This is a genomic window from Mycoplasma elephantis ATCC 51980 (genome assembly GCF_000687815.1).
Taxonomy (GTDB): Bacteria; Bacillota_I; Bacilli_A; order Mycoplasmatales; family Metamycoplasmataceae; genus Mycoplasma_H; species Mycoplasma_H elephantis.
Window position 1 is genome coordinate 1 of the sequence record NZ_JHXU01000014.1, and the last position, 22196, is coordinate 22196.

The window sequence follows — 22196 nt, forward strand, 5'->3', positions numbered from 1 at the left end:
TTCTGTTCGCTATTTTGAGATTTTTTTAAATCATTTTTCAAAGCATTTATTTCTTGATTTTGTTCTTTTTCTTTTTTAATTAATTCACTATTTTCGCCTTTTAATTTAGAAACCAAATCACTTGAACTTTGTAACGAACTTTTGGTTTTTTCATAATCTTTTTGTAGTTTTTGTTCATTATTTTGTGCTTTTTTAAGATCGTTTTTTAAAGCTGTAATTTCAAGATTTTTTTCTTTTATTAAATCTTTTAATTCTTTTTCTGAGTTACTAGTATTACTTGAATTTTTTTTGCTTGAGGTAATTTTTATTTCATCACTATTTCTATCTGTTTTTGTATTTTTTGTTGTCATTTTTTCCTTATTTTCCGCAGATGTATTAGAATTAATGTTATTTTTAGGCATTTTTTTCTCCTTTTTTAATAGTTTCTGATTTTAAAATGGAATCTATTGTATTTATAGTTGTTTTTGCTTTGCTAAAGTCCAATCTTTTGGAACCGACGATACTTATTTCTTTTATTTGAGAATCATTTTCAAGACGTTTTGATATTAGTGTACTATCTCCTCTTATCTCAATTTTTATGTTTTGATCGTCCTCGGTTTTGTTCTCGATAGTTTTTCAAATAGAGTTATTTTCAATTGTATATATTAATTTATTTAAATTTTCTCTCGAAATATCTTTCGATAAAATAATATTGCTTTTGTTGTAAATCTTATTGATATTTTTTTGGGCAAATTGGAATATATTATCAACAAAATTTTTTAATAAAGTTTCATAGTTTTTAACTATTTTGCTAAAAATAGGAGCGAGTTGTTTTGATCTTTCGGCAAGTTCAATTAAAGGCGTATCAATAAGTCTTTCTTTAAAAAGTCTAATAACTATTCTTACATCATCAATATTTTGGTTTTCGCTTATATCAATTAATTTTGATCATACATTACCAAATGAACTAACTATAATTATTGTTCCTTGGTTTTCTGAAATAGGTATCAATTGAATAGATTTTAATAATTCAGATGAATTATCCTTTGTGGTAACAATTGTAAGTGAATACATTTCGCTAATTTTTTTTAATGCTTCATCCAAAGTTTCATCTATTGATAACCGTCTTTTAGCAAAAATATCTTCAATTTTACTTTGGACTGAGGATTCATGTTCTTCGCTTAAATATCGTCCATAATATTCAAAACCTCTAATTGTAGGAATTCTGCCGCTTGAAATATGTTCTTTAGTTAATAAACCAACACTTTCTAGTTTTGCCATGGCATTTCTTATTGTTGCGCTAGATACATTTAGATTATATTTTTCAAGTAAGTTACCGCTTGAAACAGGGTCTCCATCAGAAATATACATCTCTATAATTAGTTTTAAATAATTTTGATTTTTTTCATCAATGATATTTTTTTCAAAACTATTAATACTCATATTAAACTATTATATATGATATTTGGCAGTTCATTGCTAATAAAAAAAATAAACATAATTAATATGTTTATTATTCTACTTTTATTTTTTTTCTAAAAAACTTATTTGTTGAAATAGATTTTGTGTATTTGCAACTTGGAAAGTTTTTACATCCTATAAATCTAGTTCCAAATCTACTTTTTCTTTCGATTAAATCTCCATTATCTTCTGGGCACTTTTCATCAAAAGTTTTAGGAATTAAGAATGTTGGTTGTATTGTTTTTGTAGCATTTTCTAGCTCATTATTGAATTCATCCGAAAAATCATTCATTACAATTTGGACTGGTTTATTTTCTTGTGCAATTTGATCTAATTGCTCTTCTACAAACGCTGTATATTTTTCATTAATTACTCTAGGAAAATGTTTTGTTAATTGTTCTAGCACTGTTAATCCAAAATTTGTTGGAATTAATGAGGAACCATCTTTAATAACATATTCGCGATCTTTAATTATTTTTATAGTAGAAGCAAATGTACTTGGTCTACCAACTTTAATTTCATCTAACATACTAATTAATGAACCTTCAGTATATCTTGCTGGTGGTTTTGTTTCATGTCTAGAATCTTTATATTCATTAACATCAACAAAATCGTTGATTTTGTAAGAAAAATTATTATTTTTCGTTTCTTTTTCATCATCAATTACCGTATATCCATCAAACACTATTTTTGAACTATTATTTTTAAAAACATGTCCATTATTTTCATATATATATGATGTAACTTCTCTTTGTGATGGCTTCATTAATGATTGTAAAGTGGTTTTATAAATAAATTTATACACATTATAATCTTGTGTTGAAAGATTATATTTATCCTTTGCAATTTCAGGTGTTAGACTTAGGTCTGTTGGTCTAATTGCTTCGTGGGCATCTTGATCTCCTGCTTTTGCCCCTTTTATTTCATCTAATAAGTATTCACTACCATATTTATTAGTTATATAATCTCTTGCATTTTGTAAAAAAGTGGCGCTATATCTTGTAGAATCAGTTCTTGGGTATGAAATTAACCCTCCATCATCATTGTAACCTTCATATAATCTTTGCGCAGAAGCTTGAACAACTCCTGAAGAATATGAAACCTTTTTATATAAGGTTGCTTGTTTTAATGGGGTAACTCTATCATCTGATTTAATTTTTGTTTCTACATTTTTTACCTTTAAAGGTCCATTTAAATCTTTTAAAATTTTTTCTAAATTATTTCCAATAATTCATTCTTTGTTTTCTTGAGTTGAGTTAGGATCAAAATATTTAGCTGTATTACCATCTTTAAAATTAGCGACAATATTAAAATAAACAGTAGGGACAAACGAAATTATTTCATGTTCTCTATCGACAACAAGTTTTAAAGCTATTGATTGTACCCGACCAGCGCTTGGTGTTATCGTTGTGTTTTTTATGTTGCGACGCATTAATGTGGATAGTTTAAATCCTAAAATTCTATCTAACATTCTTCTTGCTTTTTGAGCGTTAACAAGTTGTTGATCAACTTTTCCTGGATTTTTATAAGCTTCAATTATAGCGCTCTCAGTAATTTCATTAAATACTATTCTTACATATTTATTTTTAATATCAAGATATTCAACTAAATTATCGGCAATTGCTTCACCCTCTCGGTCATGATCTGTTGCAATAACAACCTTATCAGATGTTTTTGCCTTAGCTTTTAAGTTTGAAACAACTTTACGTTTTGCGGGATCTATTTTATATAAAGGTATTCAATTTTCTAAATCAATTCCTAATCTATCTTTGCCGCTTGTTGGTAATATTGCTATATGACCAATAGTTGCTTCAACATCACAATCAATACCATTATTTTTTAGGTATTTTTGTATCGCTTTAATCTTATTTGGCGATTCTACTATAACAAGTGTTTTTGTATTTTCCATTAATTAAATATATTACATTTTTTAAAATTTATACAAAAATCTCTATTTTTGCTATTTTGAAAAAATTGTTTTTTTTGGAATATCTTATATATAATAAATTAGAATATATTTTTAATAGGATACTTTTTAAATATATTCCTTGGCAAGTATGCCCGAAGACCAAAAGGAGACAAATGGCTAAATATGAAATATTATTAATGATTGATCCAAAGCAAGACCAAGCAGTTGTATCGTCATTAATTAAGGAAGTATTTTCAAAACCAGCAGATAAAGTTGAAAAATTACCTATTAATGAATTAGCTTATGAAATTAATAAGTCAACTACTGCTCAATACATTTTAGTTCATGTTAGTGCATCTGGTGATGAAGTTAAAGAATTTCGTCGTAAAGCAAATATCTTAAAAACAATTTGAAGATATCTTATTATCAATATGGATAAAGAAAAAGGTTTAAGTAAAAAACCAAAATCAAAATATAAAAAGTGAGCAGAAGCTCGCGATCAAGAAAGACGCGACGCTTTTGAAGCGAAAATTGCACAAAAACGTGCTGAGAGAAATGAAAAACTTGAAAAAATACAAAAAACAGTTCAAAAAACTGTAGATAGTAAATTTGCTGAGGCAAAAAGTAAAAAAACGGTTGAAGAATCAAAAAATTAAATTTTAAGGAGTCATAATGAATAAAGTATTTTTAATAGGGAGACTTACAGACGACCCACGTTTTAATCAAATAAGTGATAAACTTTGTGTCGCAAGAGTTAATTTAGCTGTTGAAAGAGAAAAAACTACTACTCCTCAAACAGACTATTTATCATTGGTATGTTGAAATAATACAGCAAATTTTATTTCAAAATATGTTCCAAAAGGTACATTGATTGCTGTAGAAGGTTGAATTACTACTGGAAGTTATGTAAAAGCTAATAATCAAACAGTTTATACTACTGATATAACTGTTGATAATATTAAAATTCTTGAACCTCGTTCTGTAATTGAACAAAGAATGCAAAAGGCAGGAAGAGAATATACGCAATCATTTAAAAATACAAATATAGATCCAAACCCAAGTTTCAAAAAAGATTATGACAATAATGTTACAGCAGATTCATTAGCTAAAGAATATGAAAATGAATTTGATAACATAGATATTAATGATGATGATTTAAAATAGAAGGAAAAAATGACATTTCAAAAAAGAAATAATATCAAAATTACCCCACGCAATCGTTTTTCACCATTAAAAGTTTCTCAAACATATATTGATTATAAAGATGTTGATTTACTAAAGAAATTAATTAATAGTCATGGCAAAATATTGCCTGCTAAATTAACTGGAGTCCCAGCTAAAAAACAAAGATTAGTAGAAACAGCAATTAAAAGAGCTCGTTTCATGGCACTATTACCATTTACTGAAGAACGTATTAAAAGATAAAAAAACTTACCTTCACTGGTAAGTTTTTTTATTTAATTTATATATATAAATATATAATTAAAATAATATTATGAAAAAACGTTTAATTTTAATTCTTATATCATCAATATCTATTCTTTTATCAATATTAATTATAACATCCATAATAATAGGGTTTGAGGCTTATAAATTTAAAACAATAACAAATGTAATACTTATTCTTTTAGGTATTTTTCTTGTTTGTGATATTTTCCTAGTTTTAGTAAGCTTTTTATCGCTTTTAAGAAGATATAACAAGGATTATTATAAAAATAATTCATTAAATTATTATATGGATAATGAATTGTCAAATTTTGGTGTTGGAATAATAATTTTTGATTATAAAAAAAGAATTATTTATGAATCAGATTTTATTAAACAAGTTATTAATGGTAATAGTGTGGGTAAGAAAATCAATGAATTTTTAGAATTTCTTGATTTTTCAAAGATTTCGAATACATATTTTAGAAAAATTAATGGTTATTCATTAGAAGTTGTATTAATACCTCATAAAAATATGGTTATTTTTAAGGATGTTTCTAAAGAATCTAATTTGTACAATTTTTATTATGATCAAAGAATTGTTATTGGTGAAGCGGAGATTGATAATTTTCAGTATTATAGATCACTCTTAAATGAGGAACAAATTTTCTTTATGAAGGCATCTGCAACAAAATTTTTAGAAAATATGTCTAAAAAATATAACTTTTTATATCGTCAATATGCTGAAGGTAAATACATTATTATTACATATGAAAATTCATTAAATAAAATGATTTTTGATCAATTCAAATTTTTAGATGAACTTAAATTTAGTTTAGATAAAAATATTAAAAATATTCAATTAACATTATCTATGGGTATTGCTTCTCTTTTTCATAATTTACCAGAATTACTTAAAACAGCAAACTACGCAATTCAGTTATCGCAAAATAGAGGTGGTAATCAAGTAACAGTTATAAGAAAAAATCAAGAAAATCTTTATTTTGGATCTCAAACAGAAATTATAGTTGATACTTCAAGGACAAAAATAAAACTTATTTCTACAAGAATTAAGGAAACATTAGAACAAAATAATATCAGTAACGTTTTCATATACGGACATCAAATTTCTGATTTAGATGCGCTCGGAAGTTCGTTTGGTCTTTGATATATTTCGAACAATATATTTAATAAAAATGCATATATAGTTGGGAAAACATATGATAGGACAACAGATAATATGATTGATTCTATAAAAAATGATCCATTAATTAAAAATATAATAACCCCAGAAAAAGCTACTCAACTTATTGATCAAAATTCAGTTATATTAATGACCGATGTAAATGACCCATTAAGAACAGAAAATCGAGATTTTTTTAAAAAAGTTAATTTTGAAAACATTTTTGTAATAGATCATCATCGTGTAAGCACTACTTTAAATTATTTAAACCCATTAAATGCATTCATCGATTCATACGCATCTAGTGCATCAGAAATTGTTGTGGATATTTACCGTTTTCTAGCTCAAGATAAAACAATGGATACAAAAATTGCTCAATTTTTATTAAACGGTATTTATACAGACACTAATAAATTTAGAAAAGCAACTTCATCTAAAACATTTGATGCTTCATCATATTTAGAAAAATGTGGAGCACAAACAGTTATTTCGAGTGAATATATGAAACATACAGAAGAAAGCGAAGTTATAATTCAAAAAATATTGAAAAATATAGAAGAAGTAAAACCCGGTTATTATTTAGCGTATCTAGATGAAGAAATGCCTTCAGACACAATAAGTATTACAGCAGATGAAATTTTAAAAGTTTATGGAAGAAAAGCATCTTTTGTTGTTGGTAGAATTGATGAAAAACAATATAAATTATCAATAAGAAGTATAGATACAAACATTCAATTAATAGCTGAATCATTAGGAGGGGGCGGACATTTTAATTCGGCAGCAGTTATTTCAAATGAAAAACTTGACTTATTTTTAAGTAATATTAGACAGGCAATAATTAGTGAAAAAACAATAAATAAAGAGGTGTAAAATGAAAGTTATTTTAATTAAAGATTGTAAAGATGGAAAAGTAAATGATATACTTGATGTAACTAATGGTTATGCAACAAATTATTTGATAAAAAACAAATTTGCCGTAGCTTATAATTCAACAACTAACAAAATTTTAAATCATAAACTTGAAAATATAAAAATAGAAGATACCAAAAATAGAGAAAAAGCAATAGAATTAAAGCAAAATATTGAAAATAAAGCTAAATTTGTCTATAAATTAGATACTAATATTGATGCAAATAATAATCTTAATGTTCATGGAAGTGTTAGTGCAAAGCATATAATTACGGATTTACAAAATTTAGGATTTGATGTTAAAAAATCTCAAATAAGCATGAATAACATAAAAACATTAGGGATGCATGAAATAAACATTAGTTTATACAAAGATATTTATGCAAAAATTGTAATTGAGGTACGAAATAATGATAAATAATAATGAAATAGATAAAAATAATTTTGCGCCACAAATGCCAGAAATTTTGGAATCAAAATATAAGTCACGCGCATCTGAAGAAAGTTTATTAGGTATTATTTTAAATAATCCAAGTTCAATAACTAGTGTTATTGGATATTTACAACCTAAAGATTTTTTCTATTACGATCTAAGATCTTTATATAGTATTATTATTGATTTATCAGAACAGTCAAATATAAAATCAATTTCATCAATAGAAATTATTGATGAGGCACAAAAGCAAAATTTATCTAACGTTATTAATTATGATTTATTGAATAATTTATCATCATTTGCCGGATATTCTACACAAACCGACAACCTTGTTAAAAGAATAGCGAATTTATCGGAAATAAGAGAAATAGAAAATTCATTATCCTATGTAGTTAATTTATTACAAAATAATGATAAAGCATTAGATAAAGAAACTTTACTAGAAGAAATAGAAAAAAGAGTTCTTGAAATTACAAGAAATGGAGCAACCACAGGAGATTTTCGCGAATTAAAAGAATTAAATGAAGAATTTTGAGCTGACTTTAATGTGCGTAAAAATAACAATTCTGATGAATTATTAGGTGTTCCAAGTAATTTTAAAGCCCTTGATGGTATGACAAATGGTTTCCAAAAAGGAGATTTAATAATTATAGGTGCCCGTCCATCTATGGGGAAAACAGCGTTTGCCTTAAATTTAACATTAAATGCATTAAATGAAAAAAGTAGAAATACCCCTAAATTAGAAATTAATCAAGGAAATGAAAAATTTAGCGAAGATAACATTAATGAAATAATAGAAATTCCTGTATCTAAAGATAAAAATGAAAAAACGAGAGTAGCATTATTTTCATTAGAAATGCCGTCGCGTCAATTAATTGAAAGATTTTATTCAATTAAATCTCAAGTACCACTTGAAGTTCTTAAATTACCTAATTTAATAGAAAAAAGTACAAAAAGAGATGGTAAAAAAGATTTAAACAACTTAGAAATTGCTAAAGAATACTTATCAAATTTAAATTTGTTTATTGATGATTCATCAACAAATACTATAACTGATGTAGCATGAAAATTAAGGCGATTAAATAAAATTAAAAGATTAGACCTTGTTGTAATTGATTATTTGCAATTACTAACTTCTGATAAATCTTCTAGTTTTGGAAATAGACAAAATGAAATAAACATGATTTCAAGAACATTAAAACAACTTGCTAGAGAGCTAGATGTTCCAATTATTGCATTAAGCCAATTATCTCGTGAACTTGAAAAAAGAGAAAATAAGACCCCTATTCTAAGTGACTTACGTGAATCAGGTGGTATTGAACAAGATGCGGATATTGTTATATTTTTACACTCTGATGCATATTATGCATCAAGAAAAAAAAGAGGTTTAGATTCTGGAAAAGAATCTGAGGCAAACACTGATAATAATGATATTTTTTACAGCACAAATAAAGTTGATAAAATGGATATTATTATTGCTAAACATAGAAACGGACCTACTGGTAAAATATCATTAAATTTTATGCGTAGCACAAATACATTTCAAAATTATAGTAGTAGTAATAATTTTAATGATAATGATGATTTTTAAAATAGAAGAAAGAAAGAAATGGGACGAGAAGAAATAATATATTTAGTAATTTTGGTTGTTTTAATTATTTTATCAGCCATTTTTAGTGGTGCAGAAATGGCATATAGTTCAGTAAATCCTGGTCAATTGCAAGCAAAAATTAAAGCCAATGTTTTAGGTTCAAAACTAATTAAAAAACATATTAATAAATTTAATATGATTCTTTCAACGATATTAATTGGTAACAACATTGTAAACATAGGATCTTCAACGTTATTTTCAATAATTTTATCTAAAAACTTTACCAATGACACAACAATTGCTTTAATTTCAACGGGTTTATTAACGCCAATTATTGTTATTTTTGGAGAAATAACTCCAAAAATAATTGCAAAAGCTCATCCATTTGGTTATTTACGAATTATTTGCTTTTTTATAGAATTTTGATTTTGAATATTTTGACCATTTACGTTTTTATTATCTCAAATATCGAGAAAAGCTTTAGTTACAAATACTGAAAATGAATTAAAACACACATTAGATATAGCGGCAAAAGAAGGTGTTCTAGATAAGGATGAAGCAATTATTGCAAATAACGCTTTAGATTTAGACAGCCAAAAAGTGTCCAAACATTACATAAAAATAAATGAAATTGATTATGTTCCGCATTCCGCAACTATAAAAGACGTAAAAAATATTATTAAAAACACATATTTCTCTAGAATCCCAATTATAAAAGACGAACAATTTGTAGGTATTATTCATATAAAAGATATTTTTGATGCTAATGATACTGATAGTGTTATGAAATATATTAAAAGTGCCCCACTAATTTCAAGCAATAGTTCATTATCAAGTGCATTGGATAAATTAAGACAAGATAAATCACAAATGGGCTTTGTTGTAAAAAATAACTCAAGCACTGATACGATTGGGCTTATAACGGTTGAAGATATTTTAGAAGAGCTTGTAGGTGAAATATATGATGAATTCGATGAGGAAGAAGATATAACGGAGTGATCAACCGATAGATTTCAAATAAAACCACATACTCCCTTAAAAAATGTATCAAGAGCAATAAACATAAATATTGAAACTACTGATGATGATATTTCATTCATAAATTGAATTAAAAATCAAGTAAATGATAAGCATATTACTCGGGCTTTAAGGTTCACTTATAAAGATTTATTTACGGTAAAGGTTGTTGGAGTTACAAAAAATAAGGAATATATTTTTGAGCTACTATTAATTTAAAAGTTATAAACCCCATTTTTTCATTTGTTTTTCATTATTATTTCAATTTTTATTCACCTTTACATTGAGGAATAATTTTATTTTTTGATCAAGTAAATTTTGCAAATATAATCTAGCGGACATACCAATTTTTTTAATTAATTTTCCATTTTGTCCAATAACAATTGCTTTTTGAGATTCTCTTCCAACATAAATTGTTGCTTCTATTTCTCATGGATTATCTGTTCCCTGGAATTCATTAAAACTTGTGATTTCAACTCAAACAGAGTGAGGTAATTCATCTCTTAAATTTTCATTTATATATTTTCTAATTGCTTCTGAAACAATAAATCTAACAGGTTCATTTGTAATTTGGTCTTTGTCATAAAATGGTTCGGAATCATAAGCATATTTTTTGATATTATCAATAATTTTTGTTGAATTTTCCTTGTTTTTATCATTATATGGTCATATTTCTTTGAATCCTAAATTTGTTAATTGTTCCACTTTTTTAATGTAAGTATTTTTATTTTTACTTAAAATATCAGTCTTTGAAATAATGGCTACTTTATTTTTAAAATTCTTAATTTTATCTAAAATAAATAAGTCTCCTTGACTTATTTTTTCATTTAGTGGAGATAAAAATAAAACTAAATCTATATCTTCAAGACTATTTAATGCTTGTTTGTTTAGGAGCTCACCTAATTTATTAATTGGTTTATGTATTCCGGGAGTATCACAAAAAATAATTTGATAATCATTATCTGTATATATTCCATGGATTTGTTTTCTTGTTGTTTGCGCAACATTAGTTGCTATTGAAGCTTCAAAACCAATGATATTATTTAATAAGGTTGATTTGCCCACATTTGGTCTACCTATTATTGTTGCAAAACATACTTTCATTATTCGAATAACTCCATACTAACAACAAAAGGCATATTTTCTCTAATAGTTGTAATTCTTGTTTTACTTCCGTCAAATGAATAACTATAAATTTTAGCATTGTTATCCAAAAATTCATTCATTACTTGTAAGCATCCTCCACAAGAATTGATAACCCCTGTATTTTTGCTGCTTATTAAATGCATTTCTTGAATGTTGTGTGGTTTTAAACCATTTGTTACTCCACTAAAAATAGCGTTTCTCTCAGCGCAAAGCCCACTAGGGTAAGCTGCACATTCAACATTTACTCCATAATGTTTTTTACCATTTTTTTCAACTATAATTGCGGCAACATTAAAATGAGAAAATGGTGCATAAGATTTTTGTAACAATTGTTTTACTTCTTTAAATAATTCATTCATTTAATTCCTTTCAATTTTTGCGAGCGTCATTATTTCCTTAGCTATCGCATTCATCTCATTAGCTTCTTCCTCTAAAATATGATCATATCCGTAAAGATGTAGTAGAGAATGTAAATATAAATAACAAAACTCTCTTTTTAAAGAATGATTATATTCTCTAGATTGAATTTTTACTTGTTCATAGTTTAGATAAATTTCACCAAGAGGCAAAATATCTAAATTTTTGTATATATCTAATGCATCAAGACCAAATGATAATACATCCGTTGTTTTATCAACATTTCTATATTCTTTATTTAATCTATGTATTTCATCGGGACTTTCAATTATAAAATCAATAACTAATTTATTTTTTATATTAAAAAAATCTTTAAAAATACTTGTTATTAAATAAATTTCATCACTAAAAATTAAATTAGCGTTAACATTATTTACAATATTTATTTCAATATCATTTTTTTTGGTCATTTATTAATTATATATTTATATATTAGTAATTATTTCAAATATATTTTGTTTATCTAAGATAAAAAATGCTTTTTTATCTAAAAAACTATTTTTGATTATATTGTCAATTTTGATGTCAAAGATTATTTTAAATAAATTGTTTTCATAAATTATTTCTTTTATTTTTAGTTCCTCAATTTTATTTGGATTCTTAACTACAAAAAGCCTATCATCTATCCCTATGTGTTCTCTTTGTTCTCTTGTTATAAAAGTAATCAAATCTTGGTTGTCAATTTTTAATTCTACATCAACTGTTTTTTCAACATTAAATGATAAAACGAAATATAGTATGGTGATGTTGGCTATTATAATTATTATAAAAATAAAAATTATTCATTTAGATTTTTGTGGTTGAGACAATTTCTAGCACCTCCCCGTTTTTTATTATTTTGTTATTTTGATGTGTTATTTCAATGTAAAATGCTTCCGTTTGATAAGCCTTAATTGCTTTAAACAAATCTTTTTTACTTGCTTCATTTATGTTCTCGAAAGCCTCATCTAGTAAGATCAAAAAATACTTTTTCGTGAATAATTTTAATAATTTTATGATGCTCTTTTGACCTGTTGATAGATTTTCTCCATTGGTTTTAATGCTACCATTTATATCTATATTAAAATCATTCAATATATTAAAAAGGTCATATTTATGAATGTTGTTTAATAACTCATTTTTTGCCACCTCATCATATTGTGATATATAGTCTACAATTTGACAAGAAGGTAATATTTCATTATTTAAATTTATAAAAGTTAATTCTCGATATTGCTTTTTATTAAATTGATTTAGTTGAATACCATTTATCTGAACTCCTCCATCATAATCTGTGTTATTTGCAAATATGCTTAATAATGAACTTTTACCGCTTCCATTTTTCCCTTTTATTGAAAATGATTTATTGGTATCGAAATTTTCAATTTTGAATATAGGTTTATTGGTTTCATATTCGAATGAAAGGTTTTTGATGGATATGTTATTTATTTTTGTAAGATTTATTCCATTTTCATTTAAGTTATCATCTTTAAAGTTAAGAATAAAATTAATTAACTCTACATTTGTTTTGTATTGATTTATATTTGTTAGTAAATTTGCAAAATATGAACTTGAATCACATAGATAATTAAACATGCTAATAAACATAATCATTGTTCCGACTGTCATATTATTATTTTGTATTTTGATAACAGAAAAATAAATAATAATTAATGGTGATAGCATTGAAATTATCATATTAATAATATTGTGTTTTTCTTGTAAATATAATAATGCATTTTGTTTGTTTATACTATTAATTTGTGAACATTTTCATTCTTTTTTGAAGAAAAAATTATTGATTTTTATTGAATTTATATTAAAAATGAAATCAATATTTTTATTATTATTCTCTAATAATGTTTCCAAAAAATCATTATATTTTTTTAATTTTATATCTTTAAAAATATATGAAACAAGAAACATAATAAATGTTGCAGAAATTGTAATTATGCTTAAATAAAAACTTAAATAAAGCATTGTCATTATAGAAAATAAAAATACGATAATTTGGTATATTAAAGTAAATAAATATATAGCTTGAAATGAAGATATTTCTGATAGCAAACCATATCTTCTTAAGTAATCTTGTTTAGTCAATTTATTAATATATTTAGTTTTGGAACTCATTATCTTATTGGTTAAATTGTTTCACATTGAATAATATATTTTTTGTTCTAATTTGATAATTAGTATATTATAAAAAAGTTTATTAAACAAATGAAACACAATTAAAATTGCAAATAGTATTAAACATCATTTTAACAATTTTGTGTTTTCATTTGTTATGAAAAAATCTATGATAATTTTCATAGTAGCATTAAGAACAATGTTTATAACTAACATTAGTAATAATGAGATAATGAACAAAGGGAAAAGCTTAGTATGTTCAAAAATACTACTAGTATTTGTTTCAATTAGTTTTGTAAGTTTTCTTTTCTTTATTTTTTTAGAAAATATAATAATGCCTAAATATTGATTTTTAAATTCTTCATGCGTTATTTTGTATTTTCCTTTTAAAGGATCGCAAATGTAAAAATATTTCTTATTTTTCTTATAGATTAAAACATAATGAAAGTCACCTTTCGATTTTATTACTGTAATAATAGGGTTATTAATTTTGATTTCATTTAAACAACTAAAATCTCCCTCCATAGATTTTAGTAATATTCCATATTTTTTAGCTAAATTTGTCAAAGTATATAAATTTATTCCGTTTTCTCCATACTCTACTTGAATTTTAAATTCATTTAAATTGATTCATCTATTAAAAAATTTCTTATATATTGCTTGCAAAACTACAAGTCCGCAATCTCTTAAATCTTTTTGTTTTTTTATTTCCATACTTATAAATAACATTTTCTGTTATAAAATTGAAATAAAAGGAAAAGAATATTAAAAAGGAAGGAAAAGTAATAGTGAAAATAGTCATTTCTAACGATCAAGGTGCATGTGAGTTAAAAGAAAAATTAAAAAAATATTTTGAAAAGAATAATTATGAGATTGTAGATTTAGGATCTAAACCAGGAGAAATTGCTTCATATTCTGAACAAGCACACAAATTAGCTAATTACGTTTTAGAAAATAAACCTGATTTAGCTATAGGAATGTGCGGAACTGGTTTGGGTATCAGTTATGCCTTAAACCGCCATAAAAATATTCGTGCTGCAAGAGTTACTTCTATTGAAGATGCTAAACTTGCTAAATTGCATAACAACGCAAATGTTTTGGTGATGGGGGGTAGACAAACATCTGTAAGAAAAGCAATTAAAATGATAGAAGAATTTCAAAAAACACAGTATGAAGGTGGACGTCATCAAAAAAGAATAGAAGATATAGATAAATGATAAAGTTAGGTTCTCACGTTTCTTTCAAAGCTCCTGATTATTTGTATGGAGCAGGTAAAGAAACTATAAATAACAATGCTAATACTATGATGATTTACTTAGGTCCGCCACAAAATACTTTTAGAATTAGTACAAATAATTATAAATTAAATGATTTTCTTAATGAATTTTCTTCAAACATAAAAATTGAAGATATTGTTGTTCACGCACCTTATATTGTTAACCCTTCAAATCCAGAAAAAACAGCCTTTACAAGAGATTTTTTAGTAAAGGAAATTGAAAGAATGAATTATATAGGATGCAAATATTTAGTCTTACACCCTGGTGCATCAACAAAATTTGATAGAACAAAATGTTTAGATGTTCTTGCCGAAAATTTAAGTTACATTTTTTCTCAAACAAAAAATGTTTGCATTGCATTAGAGACAATGTCGGGAAAAGGGACAGAAATAGGTAAAAATTTTGATGAATTACTATATGTTTTGAATAAGGTAAACAATAATAGATTAGGTATTTGTTTGGACACGTGTCATGTTTGGGATGCGGGCTATAATATTAAAAATATCAATGATTTTATGAACATTTTAAAAGATAAAAAGATTTTAGAACACATTATGGTTGTACATTTAAATGATTCGAAAAATGATATATTATCTCGCAAAGACAGACATGAAAACATTGGGGAAGGTTATATAGGTTTAAAAACTTTAAAAGAACTTATTCATCTCCCAGAATTTGATAATATCCCCATAATTCTAGAAACTCCTTGAAAAGAAGATGGCCCTATTTATGATAAGGAAATAAAAATACTTTTAGAAAATTAAAAAATAAAACCATGTTGGTTTTATTTTTTAATGATTAATGATTCCATCATTTCTTTTGGTTTTTCAATTTTTAAGTAATCTAGAACTGTAGGTGCAATATTTGCTAATGACCCATTTTTTAGTTTTAATGATTTATCATTACTAATTAACATTACTGGACTTGATGTGTGTTTTGTTGCTGGTTTTCCATCACTGTCTTCGGTTATTTCTGCATTTCCGTGATCAGCTGTTATAAATACGGCAACATTATTTTTTTCAGCTCAATCTCAAATTCTTTTAATTTGTGTATCAAGAAAACTTACAGCTTCGATTGTTGCCTTTAAATTACCGGTGTGTCCAACCATATCAGGGTTTGCAAAATTCATAATTGTTACATCATACTTAAGGCCATTTGCAATTAATTCATCAGTAATTTTTTCAGCTGACATATGAGGTGCATCAGCATATGAATCAATTTTTAGTGACGGAACCATAATTCTATGAGAATTTTTAAGTTCTATATCATTTCCGCCATCCATAAAGTATGTAACGTGAGCATATTTTTGCGTTTCAGCTAAACGTAATTGTGATTTATTAGATTTTTCTAAAACTCTACCAATTGGCATGTTTATAACCATTTCGCTAAATGCAATTTCGCAATTAATGCCTTCATATTTCATCATAGAAACAAATTTATTTATTTTCACACATGAACTTGGTTTGTAATCATATAATTCGCTACCTATCAACATATGCGAAAGTTGTCTAGCTCTATCTGGTCTAAAGTTAAAGAAAATAATGCTGTCATTATCTTTTACAAAATTTTTGCATTTTGAATTCATTGCAGGATATATAAATTCATCAAAAATTCCGTCTTTATATTGTGATTCAAGGTAGTTGAAAATATCATCAAATTTTCTATCACCTTTACCTAATATAGCCTTATATGCAATTTCATTTCTATCAAACATTTTGTCACGATCCATTGCATAAAATCTACCACCAATTGTAGCAATTTCATAGTTGTATTTTTTGCAAATTGTTTGTAATTTTTCTAATGAAGGTTTAATTGATTTTGGGGCAACATCTCTTCCATCTCCAAAAACATGAACACTGACTTTTTTAACATCATTTTCATGTGCAGCATCTAATAATTCAAATAAATGATTTTCTAACGAGTGAACACCACCGGGACTTAACAATCCCATCAAATGTAATGTTGAGTTTGTTTTTTTAACTTCTTCAAATGTATTTAAAAAATATTTGTTTTTTTTGAATGTTTTATTTTCTACTGCGTTATTTATTAGCGATAAACCAGTATAAACAACTTGTCCAGCACCTATAGTAAGGTGGCCAACTTCACTATTACCCATTTGTCCAGCGGGTAAACCTACATACTCTCCGCTTGCTTGAATAACTGAATTTGGGTATTCCTTAAAAAGTTTATCAAATGTTGGTGTATTTGCTAATTTAAAACCATTACCTTGTGATTCTTGTCTTAATCCTAATCCATCTATAACAATTAATACTGTTGATTTTTTCATATTTCTCCTTATTTTATTAAAAATAATTATAAATGTTTAGGGAGCATAAAGTTAAAAACATTATTTTTTAGTGGAAATAATTTATTAAAGTACGTTTTTTGCACAAGATAAATATGTACGAAGCAATCTACCTGCTCCCAATTTAGTTCCGCCAAAATATCTAACAACAACTACTAAAGTATTGGTAAGTTTTTTTGTTATCATTAATTGCAAAATTGGTTTTGCTGCCGTTCCATTTGGTTCTTTATTTTCATCGTAACCAGCATTTAATGTGTTGTTTTCTCCAATTATATATGCATAAACTATATGTCTTGCCTTCTTATGTTCTTTTCATAAATTTTCAATTATTGGTTTTATCTCTTTTTTATTCTTGATATCAAATTTATAAGATATAAATTTTGAATTTAATACAATTAATTCATATGTTTTGACCATTATATTTATTATATATTTGTTTTTAAAATACAAAAGTATAATTAATTTATGGAATTATTTAAGGATGAATTTATAAAATTGACAGATACAGAGAAAATGATTGTTAAGGATATAAATAACGATCTTGACTTTTATTCAACAAATTCTATTGAAAAATGCTCAAAAAAGAGCAATGTTTCAACAGCATTATTTTCAAAATTGTTAAAAAAATTAAACTTTTCTTCTTTCAAGCAAATGCAATTTTATATTCGTCATAAATATTTAAATTCAATAAATCTAGACAGACAAAATCAAGACTTGGCATATAGGGTAGCATTTTATTATATTAATGCCATTCAAAATACTGTCAATTCATTAGATATTAAAAAAGTAGATCAGGCTGCTTTAAAAATAATAAAAACCAAAAAAGTAATTTTGTTCGGTATAGGGTCTTCATTTATAGCGTGTCAAGAATTTGCTCATAGCATTCAAAAATTATCAATTAATCCGATTTATGATTCTGATTTTCATACATTACTTTTATCTATTGGTTTTTATATTAAGGAACAAGAGAAACCATTAATCATATTGCTTTCAAAAAGCGGCAAAACAAAAGAGTTTCGCTATTTAATTAATTTTCTTATAGAAAATAATTTTGATTTTTTGATAATTACTGCTAACAGAACACTAGAAAAGAGATTTGATAATGTTTTATTACATCAAGTTTTAGAACAAAAAAATAGAATAAATGCGTTATCTAGTAAAGTTTTACAACAATATATTCTAGATTTAATATTATTTAAAATAATTGAGTTAACTAATATTTCGGAAATTAAACAAAACCAAACAAAAATTATTGAAGATTGAAATAATAGTTAATTTATTTTATTTAACTGTGATTATTTTGTAAACAATTTTTACAAATGGATACGTTACCATATTTATCAAAATACAATTTTAGTGAGTAATAAAATTACTCACTTTTATTGAAAGGTAAAATGGAAAAAACTATTCATAGAAAACCAATGATTCAAAAAGGAATTATTAAAAGTTGATTCCAAAAATTGGCTCGTGGTTTAATGTTGCCAATAGCTATACTTCCTATAGCGGGTTTACTCCTTGGAATAGGTGGCGCTATTGGAGCAAATACATCTTCAGAAATTGGAAAAGTTTTTGCAAACATTTTTAAAGGAATGAGCGAAATTGTATTTGGCAATCTTCCTGTTCTTTTCTGTATTGCGGTTGCAATTACATTTTCAAATGATAGAGGTGGAGCAGGTTTCGCCGCATTAATAGCATATTTAGTATTTAATGCATCGCAATACGCTTTTATACAATTTGATGAAAACAAAACTGCAATATCAGTTTTATGATTTCAAAAAATTGTTGGCGGAGTTATTGTTCAGAATTTAGGTATAACAAGTTTAAACACAAGCATATTTGGTGGGTTAGTTATTGGATTAATAACGTCTTATACATTTAATTATTTTTCAATGGTTAAATTACCACAAAGTATTAGCTTTTTTTCGGGTATAAGATTAGTTCCAATTATTCTTGTACCTATTTCATTCATGGTGGCTCTAGTATTTTTATTAATTTGACCACTTATAGGACAAGGTATTTATTATATAGGTACTTTACTTCAAAAATCACCTCGTGGACTAGACGGTATGATCTATGGGGTATTAGGTAGGGCACTAATGCCTTTTGGTTTACACCATATTCCAATAGTTATGGCGTTTCAAACAGAATTTGGGGGTGTAATATCTATAAAACAAATAGATACAGCATTAGCAAATGGTCAAATAACTCTTGAAAGTGCTGATATTATTAAAAAAGCTATTTGCTACTTTTCAAAAAATAATTCACAAATAGTTGGTGACCAAAATATATGAAATATGATCAATGGCATGAGTACAAATACATTAGAAGGTATGCAATTATTCAAGTTTTTTGATCATAAATTGAACATAAATGCTGGTAGATTTACGCAAGACTATCCAACTTATTTGGGTACATGTATGGGTATTGGTGTAGCAATGATTTTGGCATCGGAAAAACAAAACCGTAAGACAGTTTCGTATACTGTTGGTAGTGCAATGTTGGTTGCATTTTTAACTGGTATAACAGAACCTTTAGAATTTACATTTCTTTTTGTGGCTCCAGCACTTTATTATGCAGTATATGTACCATTTAGTGGTTTGGCATATAGTTTGATGTCATGATCTCAAGCACATATAGGGGTAGGTTTTGCTCGTGGTTTTATAGATCTTATAATTTATGGAGCTCTTCCGGTTGCAAAAGGAACAGCATTTTATTGAGCATTTGTTTGATCATTGCTTTTAGCTGTGATTACATTTGTTATTTTCTACTTCTGGATAGTAAAAGGAAAAATTGCTACACCAGGTCGCTTAGGCAGTAATATTGGTCTTGTTACAAAAAATCAATTCAATGAACTAAAAAATAGTAAAAAGATAACAAATGATAATGAAGTTTTAGGAATTATTGAAAAACTTGGTGGAATTGATAATTTAAAATCTGTATCAGCATGTGCAACAAGATTAAGAGTAGAATTGAAGAATGATACAAATTTAAAGGATGAAGATTTTGTAGAATTTGGCTCATTTGGCGTTATTCATAAAGGTTTAAGTGTGCAAGTCATCCTCGGTGGTAAAGCAACAATTATTGCTGATAAAATAAATCAAATTAAAACTAATGAAATTACAAGATAAACTTTTTATAGTTTCGTGTCAAGCAACTGAAGAAGAACCAATGTATGGTAAAGGTGTAGTGCCTTTAATTGTAAAATCAGTTCTTTCTGGAGGAGCTAAAGGAATTAGAATTAGCCAAGAAGAAAATATTGACGCGGTTATGTCGATTGTCCCAAAGGAGATACCACTTATATGTTTGATTAAAAAACATTATAGTGGCTCTGATGTTTTTATAACACCAACACTTAAAGAATTAATGGTTTTAACTAATAAGAGAGTTCCAATAATTGCGATGGATGCCACATTAAGAAATAGGCCAAAAGAAACATTAGAAGAATTAGTTTTATGATTTAAAAATAATAAATTTGAAGATCAATTATTAATGGCTGATTGTTCTAATCTTGATGATGCAGAAAATGCAATGAAGTTAGGTTTTGATATAATTGGAACAACATTACATGGATATACAAAAGAAACATGTAATAAAAGCAATTTAGATAATAATATGGAATTCTTGCATAATCTTTTAGAATTAAATAAAAAATATAAAAAGTACATTGTAGCTGAAGGAGGATTTAATACTCCACGCGATGTTAAAAAAGCATTTAAACTTGGAGCAAATTGTGTTACAGTTGGTTCAATGATTACTAGGCCTAATGTTATAACAAAATGATTTATTGAAAATATAAAATAAAAAGACTTACTTTATATAAGTCTTTTTATTTATAAATGACATAAAAATAAAAATTTATAAATAATAAATAAATTTTTTAATATTCTATAATTTAAACTATTTTTTAAAATAATTATTATTTATATTTAAGGCATATTATATTATTTATTAATAAAATGTAGAATATATAAATTAAAAAATAAATGTAAAATATTCATTTTTTACTGAAAAATTAATATTTATGATTTTCTTTATTATATTTTTTAATATCTTCAACATGGAATGATTTAAGCATTTTTACATCAGATTTTAATTCTAAAACATCTGATTTTAATTCAGCCACATCTGATTTTAATTCTGTAACATCAGATTTTAGATTTTTATATCATTTTCTATTGCATCAAATCTAGGGTTTATTTCATTAAGAATTTCAGTTTTTAGGTTTTTATTTGATTCATCTAACATAACTTTAAATTTAGCTTCTTGTTTTTTATTTGATTCATCTAACATAACTTTAAATTTAGCTTCTTGTTTTTCATTTGATTCATCAAGCATATCCTTAAACACCGGCGTTATTGCTTGTACTACAGCTTCTATTAAACCACCTCAATTATTTTGTTCTGGTATTTTTGCCTCTTTATTTTTCATGTCGTTCCTATTTCATTCCAATAAAATGTAAGAATTTTCTTTATTCTCTTCATTTATCATTCTATCACAATTGATATTCTTAAATTTGTTAAAAACTTGATTTATTTCTTTTTTGGTAGCTTTTTCAGTTTTTATCAATGTTATTTTTTCTATTTTTTTCATAATTTCTATTACCTCATTAATAAAAGTATGAAAAATCACAATTTTTGATAAAAAAATAAAAAAATATGAAAAAAAAGAAGATTTATCCTATTTTTTAGATGAATACTGTATTGGAAAATTGAGTTAGTTTTTTTTAAAAATGCTTATATTATAATTTCTACTTTTTTATATTTTTAAATATCTTTAATTTAAAAAAGGTTTGTGTATTACAATACAGAGTTAATACTTTTTCTGTTTTTATAACAAGAAATATAAGGTAAATTTATTTAAAATTATAGCTTTTAGTTTATCTAGTGCTACAACTTTTAATTACCGTATATTAATTAAGTATGTTTGATACTTATATTTTTGTTTAAATCAAAATATTAAAATTTATTATTTTGATTTTTTATATTTTATTAACAATATTTTTATATTTCTGTAGAAAAATAATTTTATGCGC

General features: G+C 25.6%; 23 protein-coding genes. 12 read left to right on the plus strand and 11 right to left on the minus strand.

The window, feature by feature from the left end; genetic code table 4:
• From T380_RS04060 to topA, 3 genes are all read right to left on the minus strand, one after another.
• The coding region (locus T380_RS04060; protein ID WP_036437054.1) for a hypothetical protein at nucleotides 1-401 on the minus strand (401 nt) is incomplete at its 3' end.
• Nucleotides 394-1422, minus strand: coding sequence for a heat-inducible transcriptional repressor HrcA (gene hrcA, locus T380_RS0103280; protein WP_027334460.1), 1029 nt, complete (start codon nucleotides 1420-1422; stop codon nucleotides 394-396). The genes hrcA and T380_RS04060, both read right to left, overlap by 8 nt.
• Before the next feature lie 70 nt (nucleotides 1423-1492).
• Nucleotides 1493-3349: a type I DNA topoisomerase gene (gene topA / locus T380_RS0103285; RefSeq protein ID WP_036437057.1), complete on the minus strand. Its 1857-nt coding sequence runs from the start codon at nucleotides 3347-3349 to the stop codon at nucleotides 1493-1495.
• A gap of 173 nt (nucleotides 3350-3522) precedes the next feature.
• On the opposite strand from topA, the gene rpsF reads away from it, so the two are divergent.
• From rpsF to T380_RS0103320, 7 genes are all read left to right on the plus strand, one after another.
• Nucleotides 3523-4005, plus strand: a complete 483-nt coding sequence (gene rpsF, locus T380_RS04265; RefSeq protein ID WP_051600004.1) for a 30S ribosomal protein S6 — start codon at nucleotides 3523-3525, stop codon at nucleotides 4003-4005.
• Nucleotides 4006-4021: 16 nt separating this feature from the next.
• Nucleotides 4022-4513: a single-stranded DNA-binding protein gene (locus T380_RS04070; protein ID WP_051600006.1), complete on the plus strand. Its 492-nt coding sequence runs from the start codon at nucleotides 4022-4024 to the stop codon at nucleotides 4511-4513.
• A 9-nt stretch (nucleotides 4514-4522) separates the two neighbouring features.
• Nucleotides 4523-4774, plus strand: a complete 252-nt coding sequence (rpsR, locus tag T380_RS0103300; RefSeq protein ID WP_051600008.1) for a 30S ribosomal protein S18 — start codon at nucleotides 4523-4525, stop codon at nucleotides 4772-4774.
• 70 nt (nucleotides 4775-4844) lie between these two features.
• On the plus strand, nucleotides 4845-6827 hold the full coding sequence (locus T380_RS04075; RefSeq protein WP_051600010.1) for a GGDEF domain-containing protein: 1983 nt from the start codon (nucleotides 4845-4847) through the stop codon (nucleotides 6825-6827).
• Between the two features lies 1 nt (nucleotide 6828).
• On the plus strand, nucleotides 6829-7287 hold the full coding sequence (rplI, locus tag T380_RS0103310) for a 50S ribosomal protein L9 (RefSeq protein WP_027334463.1): 459 nt from the start codon (nucleotides 6829-6831) through the stop codon (nucleotides 7285-7287).
• Nucleotides 7277-8893: a replicative DNA helicase gene (gene dnaB / locus T380_RS04270; RefSeq protein ID WP_051600012.1), complete on the plus strand. Its 1617-nt coding sequence runs from the start codon at nucleotides 7277-7279 to the stop codon at nucleotides 8891-8893. Before rplI ends, dnaB begins: the two co-directional genes overlap by 11 nt.
• Nucleotides 8894-8911: 18 nt before the next feature.
• Nucleotides 8912-10129 (plus strand): CNNM domain-containing protein, encoded by a 1218-nt coding sequence (locus tag T380_RS0103320; protein ID WP_027334464.1) that lies wholly within the window; start codon nucleotides 8912-8914, stop codon nucleotides 10127-10129.
• 3 nt (nucleotides 10130-10132) lie between these two features.
• Here the strand turns inward: T380_RS0103320 and era are convergent, their stop codons facing one another.
• The 5 genes from era to T380_RS0103345 are packed head-to-tail and all read right to left on the minus strand — an operon-like array spanning nucleotide 10133 to nucleotide 14296.
• Nucleotides 10133-11014, minus strand: a complete 882-nt coding sequence (gene era / locus T380_RS0103325; RefSeq protein ID WP_027334465.1) for a GTPase Era — start codon at nucleotides 11012-11014, stop codon at nucleotides 10133-10135.
• Nucleotides 11014-11415 carry a cytidine deaminase gene (locus tag T380_RS0103330; RefSeq protein WP_027334466.1) on the minus strand — a complete coding sequence of 134 codons (402 nt, stop codon included), beginning with the start codon at nucleotides 11413-11415 and terminating at the stop codon, nucleotides 11014-11016. Before T380_RS0103330 ends, era begins: the two co-directional genes overlap by 1 nt.
• A complete protein-coding gene (gene ybeY, locus T380_RS0103335; RefSeq protein WP_027334467.1) occupies nucleotides 11416-11883 on the minus strand; it encodes an rRNA maturation RNase YbeY in 468 nt (155 codons plus the stop codon). It abuts the gene before it with no gap.
• Nucleotides 11884-11898: 15 nt separating this feature from the next.
• The gene (locus T380_RS0103340) at nucleotides 11899-12282 is read right to left on the minus strand and encodes an MAG1140 family protein (protein ID WP_027334468.1); all 384 of its coding nucleotides are present in this window, start codon (nucleotides 12280-12282) and stop codon (nucleotides 11899-11901) included.
• Nucleotides 12260-14296, minus strand: coding sequence for an Mbov_0121 family peptidase domain-containing ABC transporter (locus T380_RS0103345; protein WP_027334469.1), 2037 nt, complete (start codon nucleotides 14294-14296; stop codon nucleotides 12260-12262). The genes T380_RS0103340 and T380_RS0103345 overlap by 23 nt, the downstream gene beginning before the upstream one ends.
• Before the next feature lie 74 nt (nucleotides 14297-14370).
• Here T380_RS0103345 and T380_RS0103350 point away from each other — a divergent pair, with 74 nt between their 5' ends.
• Nucleotides 14371-14802: an RpiB/LacA/LacB family sugar-phosphate isomerase gene (locus tag T380_RS0103350; protein ID WP_425411602.1), complete on the plus strand. Its 432-nt coding sequence runs from the start codon at nucleotides 14371-14373 to the stop codon at nucleotides 14800-14802.
• A complete protein-coding gene (locus T380_RS0103355) occupies nucleotides 14796-15623 on the plus strand; it encodes a deoxyribonuclease IV (protein WP_027334471.1) in 828 nt (275 codons plus the stop codon). The genes T380_RS0103350 and T380_RS0103355 overlap by 7 nt, the downstream gene beginning before the upstream one ends.
• A gap of 20 nt (nucleotides 15624-15643) precedes the next feature.
• On the opposite strand, the gene gpmI is transcribed toward T380_RS0103355, so the two are convergent.
• Together gpmI and T380_RS0103365 are read right to left on the minus strand one after the other, a co-directional pair.
• Entirely contained in the window at nucleotides 15644-17146 is a 1503-nt protein-coding gene (gpmI, locus tag T380_RS0103360; protein WP_036437061.1) for a 2,3-bisphosphoglycerate-independent phosphoglycerate mutase, read from the minus strand.
• A gap of 84 nt (nucleotides 17147-17230) precedes the next feature.
• Entirely contained in the window at nucleotides 17231-17581 is a 351-nt protein-coding gene (locus tag T380_RS0103365) for a YigZ family protein (protein ID WP_051600016.1), read from the minus strand.
• A 48-nt stretch (nucleotides 17582-17629) separates the two neighbouring features.
• Here T380_RS0103365 and T380_RS0103370 point away from each other — a divergent pair, with 48 nt between their 5' ends.
• The 3 genes from T380_RS0103370 to T380_RS0103380 all read left to right on the plus strand — a co-directional run bounded on the left by T380_RS0103370 (nucleotide 17630) and on the right by T380_RS0103380 (nucleotide 20965).
• Entirely contained in the window at nucleotides 17630-18439 is an 810-nt protein-coding gene (locus T380_RS0103370; RefSeq protein ID WP_027334474.1) for a MurR/RpiR family transcriptional regulator, read from the plus strand.
• A 119-nt stretch (nucleotides 18440-18558) separates the two neighbouring features.
• Nucleotides 18559-20292 carry a PTS transporter subunit EIIC gene (locus tag T380_RS0103375; RefSeq protein ID WP_027334475.1) on the plus strand — a complete coding sequence of 578 codons (1734 nt, stop codon included), beginning with the start codon at nucleotides 18559-18561 and terminating at the stop codon, nucleotides 20290-20292.
• Complete coding sequence (locus T380_RS0103380; RefSeq protein WP_027334476.1) at nucleotides 20276-20965, plus strand: N-acetylmannosamine-6-phosphate 2-epimerase; 690 nt, start codon at nucleotides 20276-20278, stop codon at nucleotides 20963-20965. Before T380_RS0103375 ends, T380_RS0103380 begins: the two co-directional genes overlap by 17 nt.
• Before the next feature lie 351 nt (nucleotides 20966-21316).
• Here the strand turns inward: T380_RS0103380 and T380_RS0103390 are convergent, their stop codons facing one another.
• Nucleotides 21317-21754 carry a hypothetical protein gene (locus T380_RS0103390; protein WP_027334477.1) on the minus strand — a complete coding sequence of 146 codons (438 nt, stop codon included), beginning with the start codon at nucleotides 21752-21754 and terminating at the stop codon, nucleotides 21317-21319.
• Nucleotides 21755-22196: the final 442 nt, after the last annotated feature.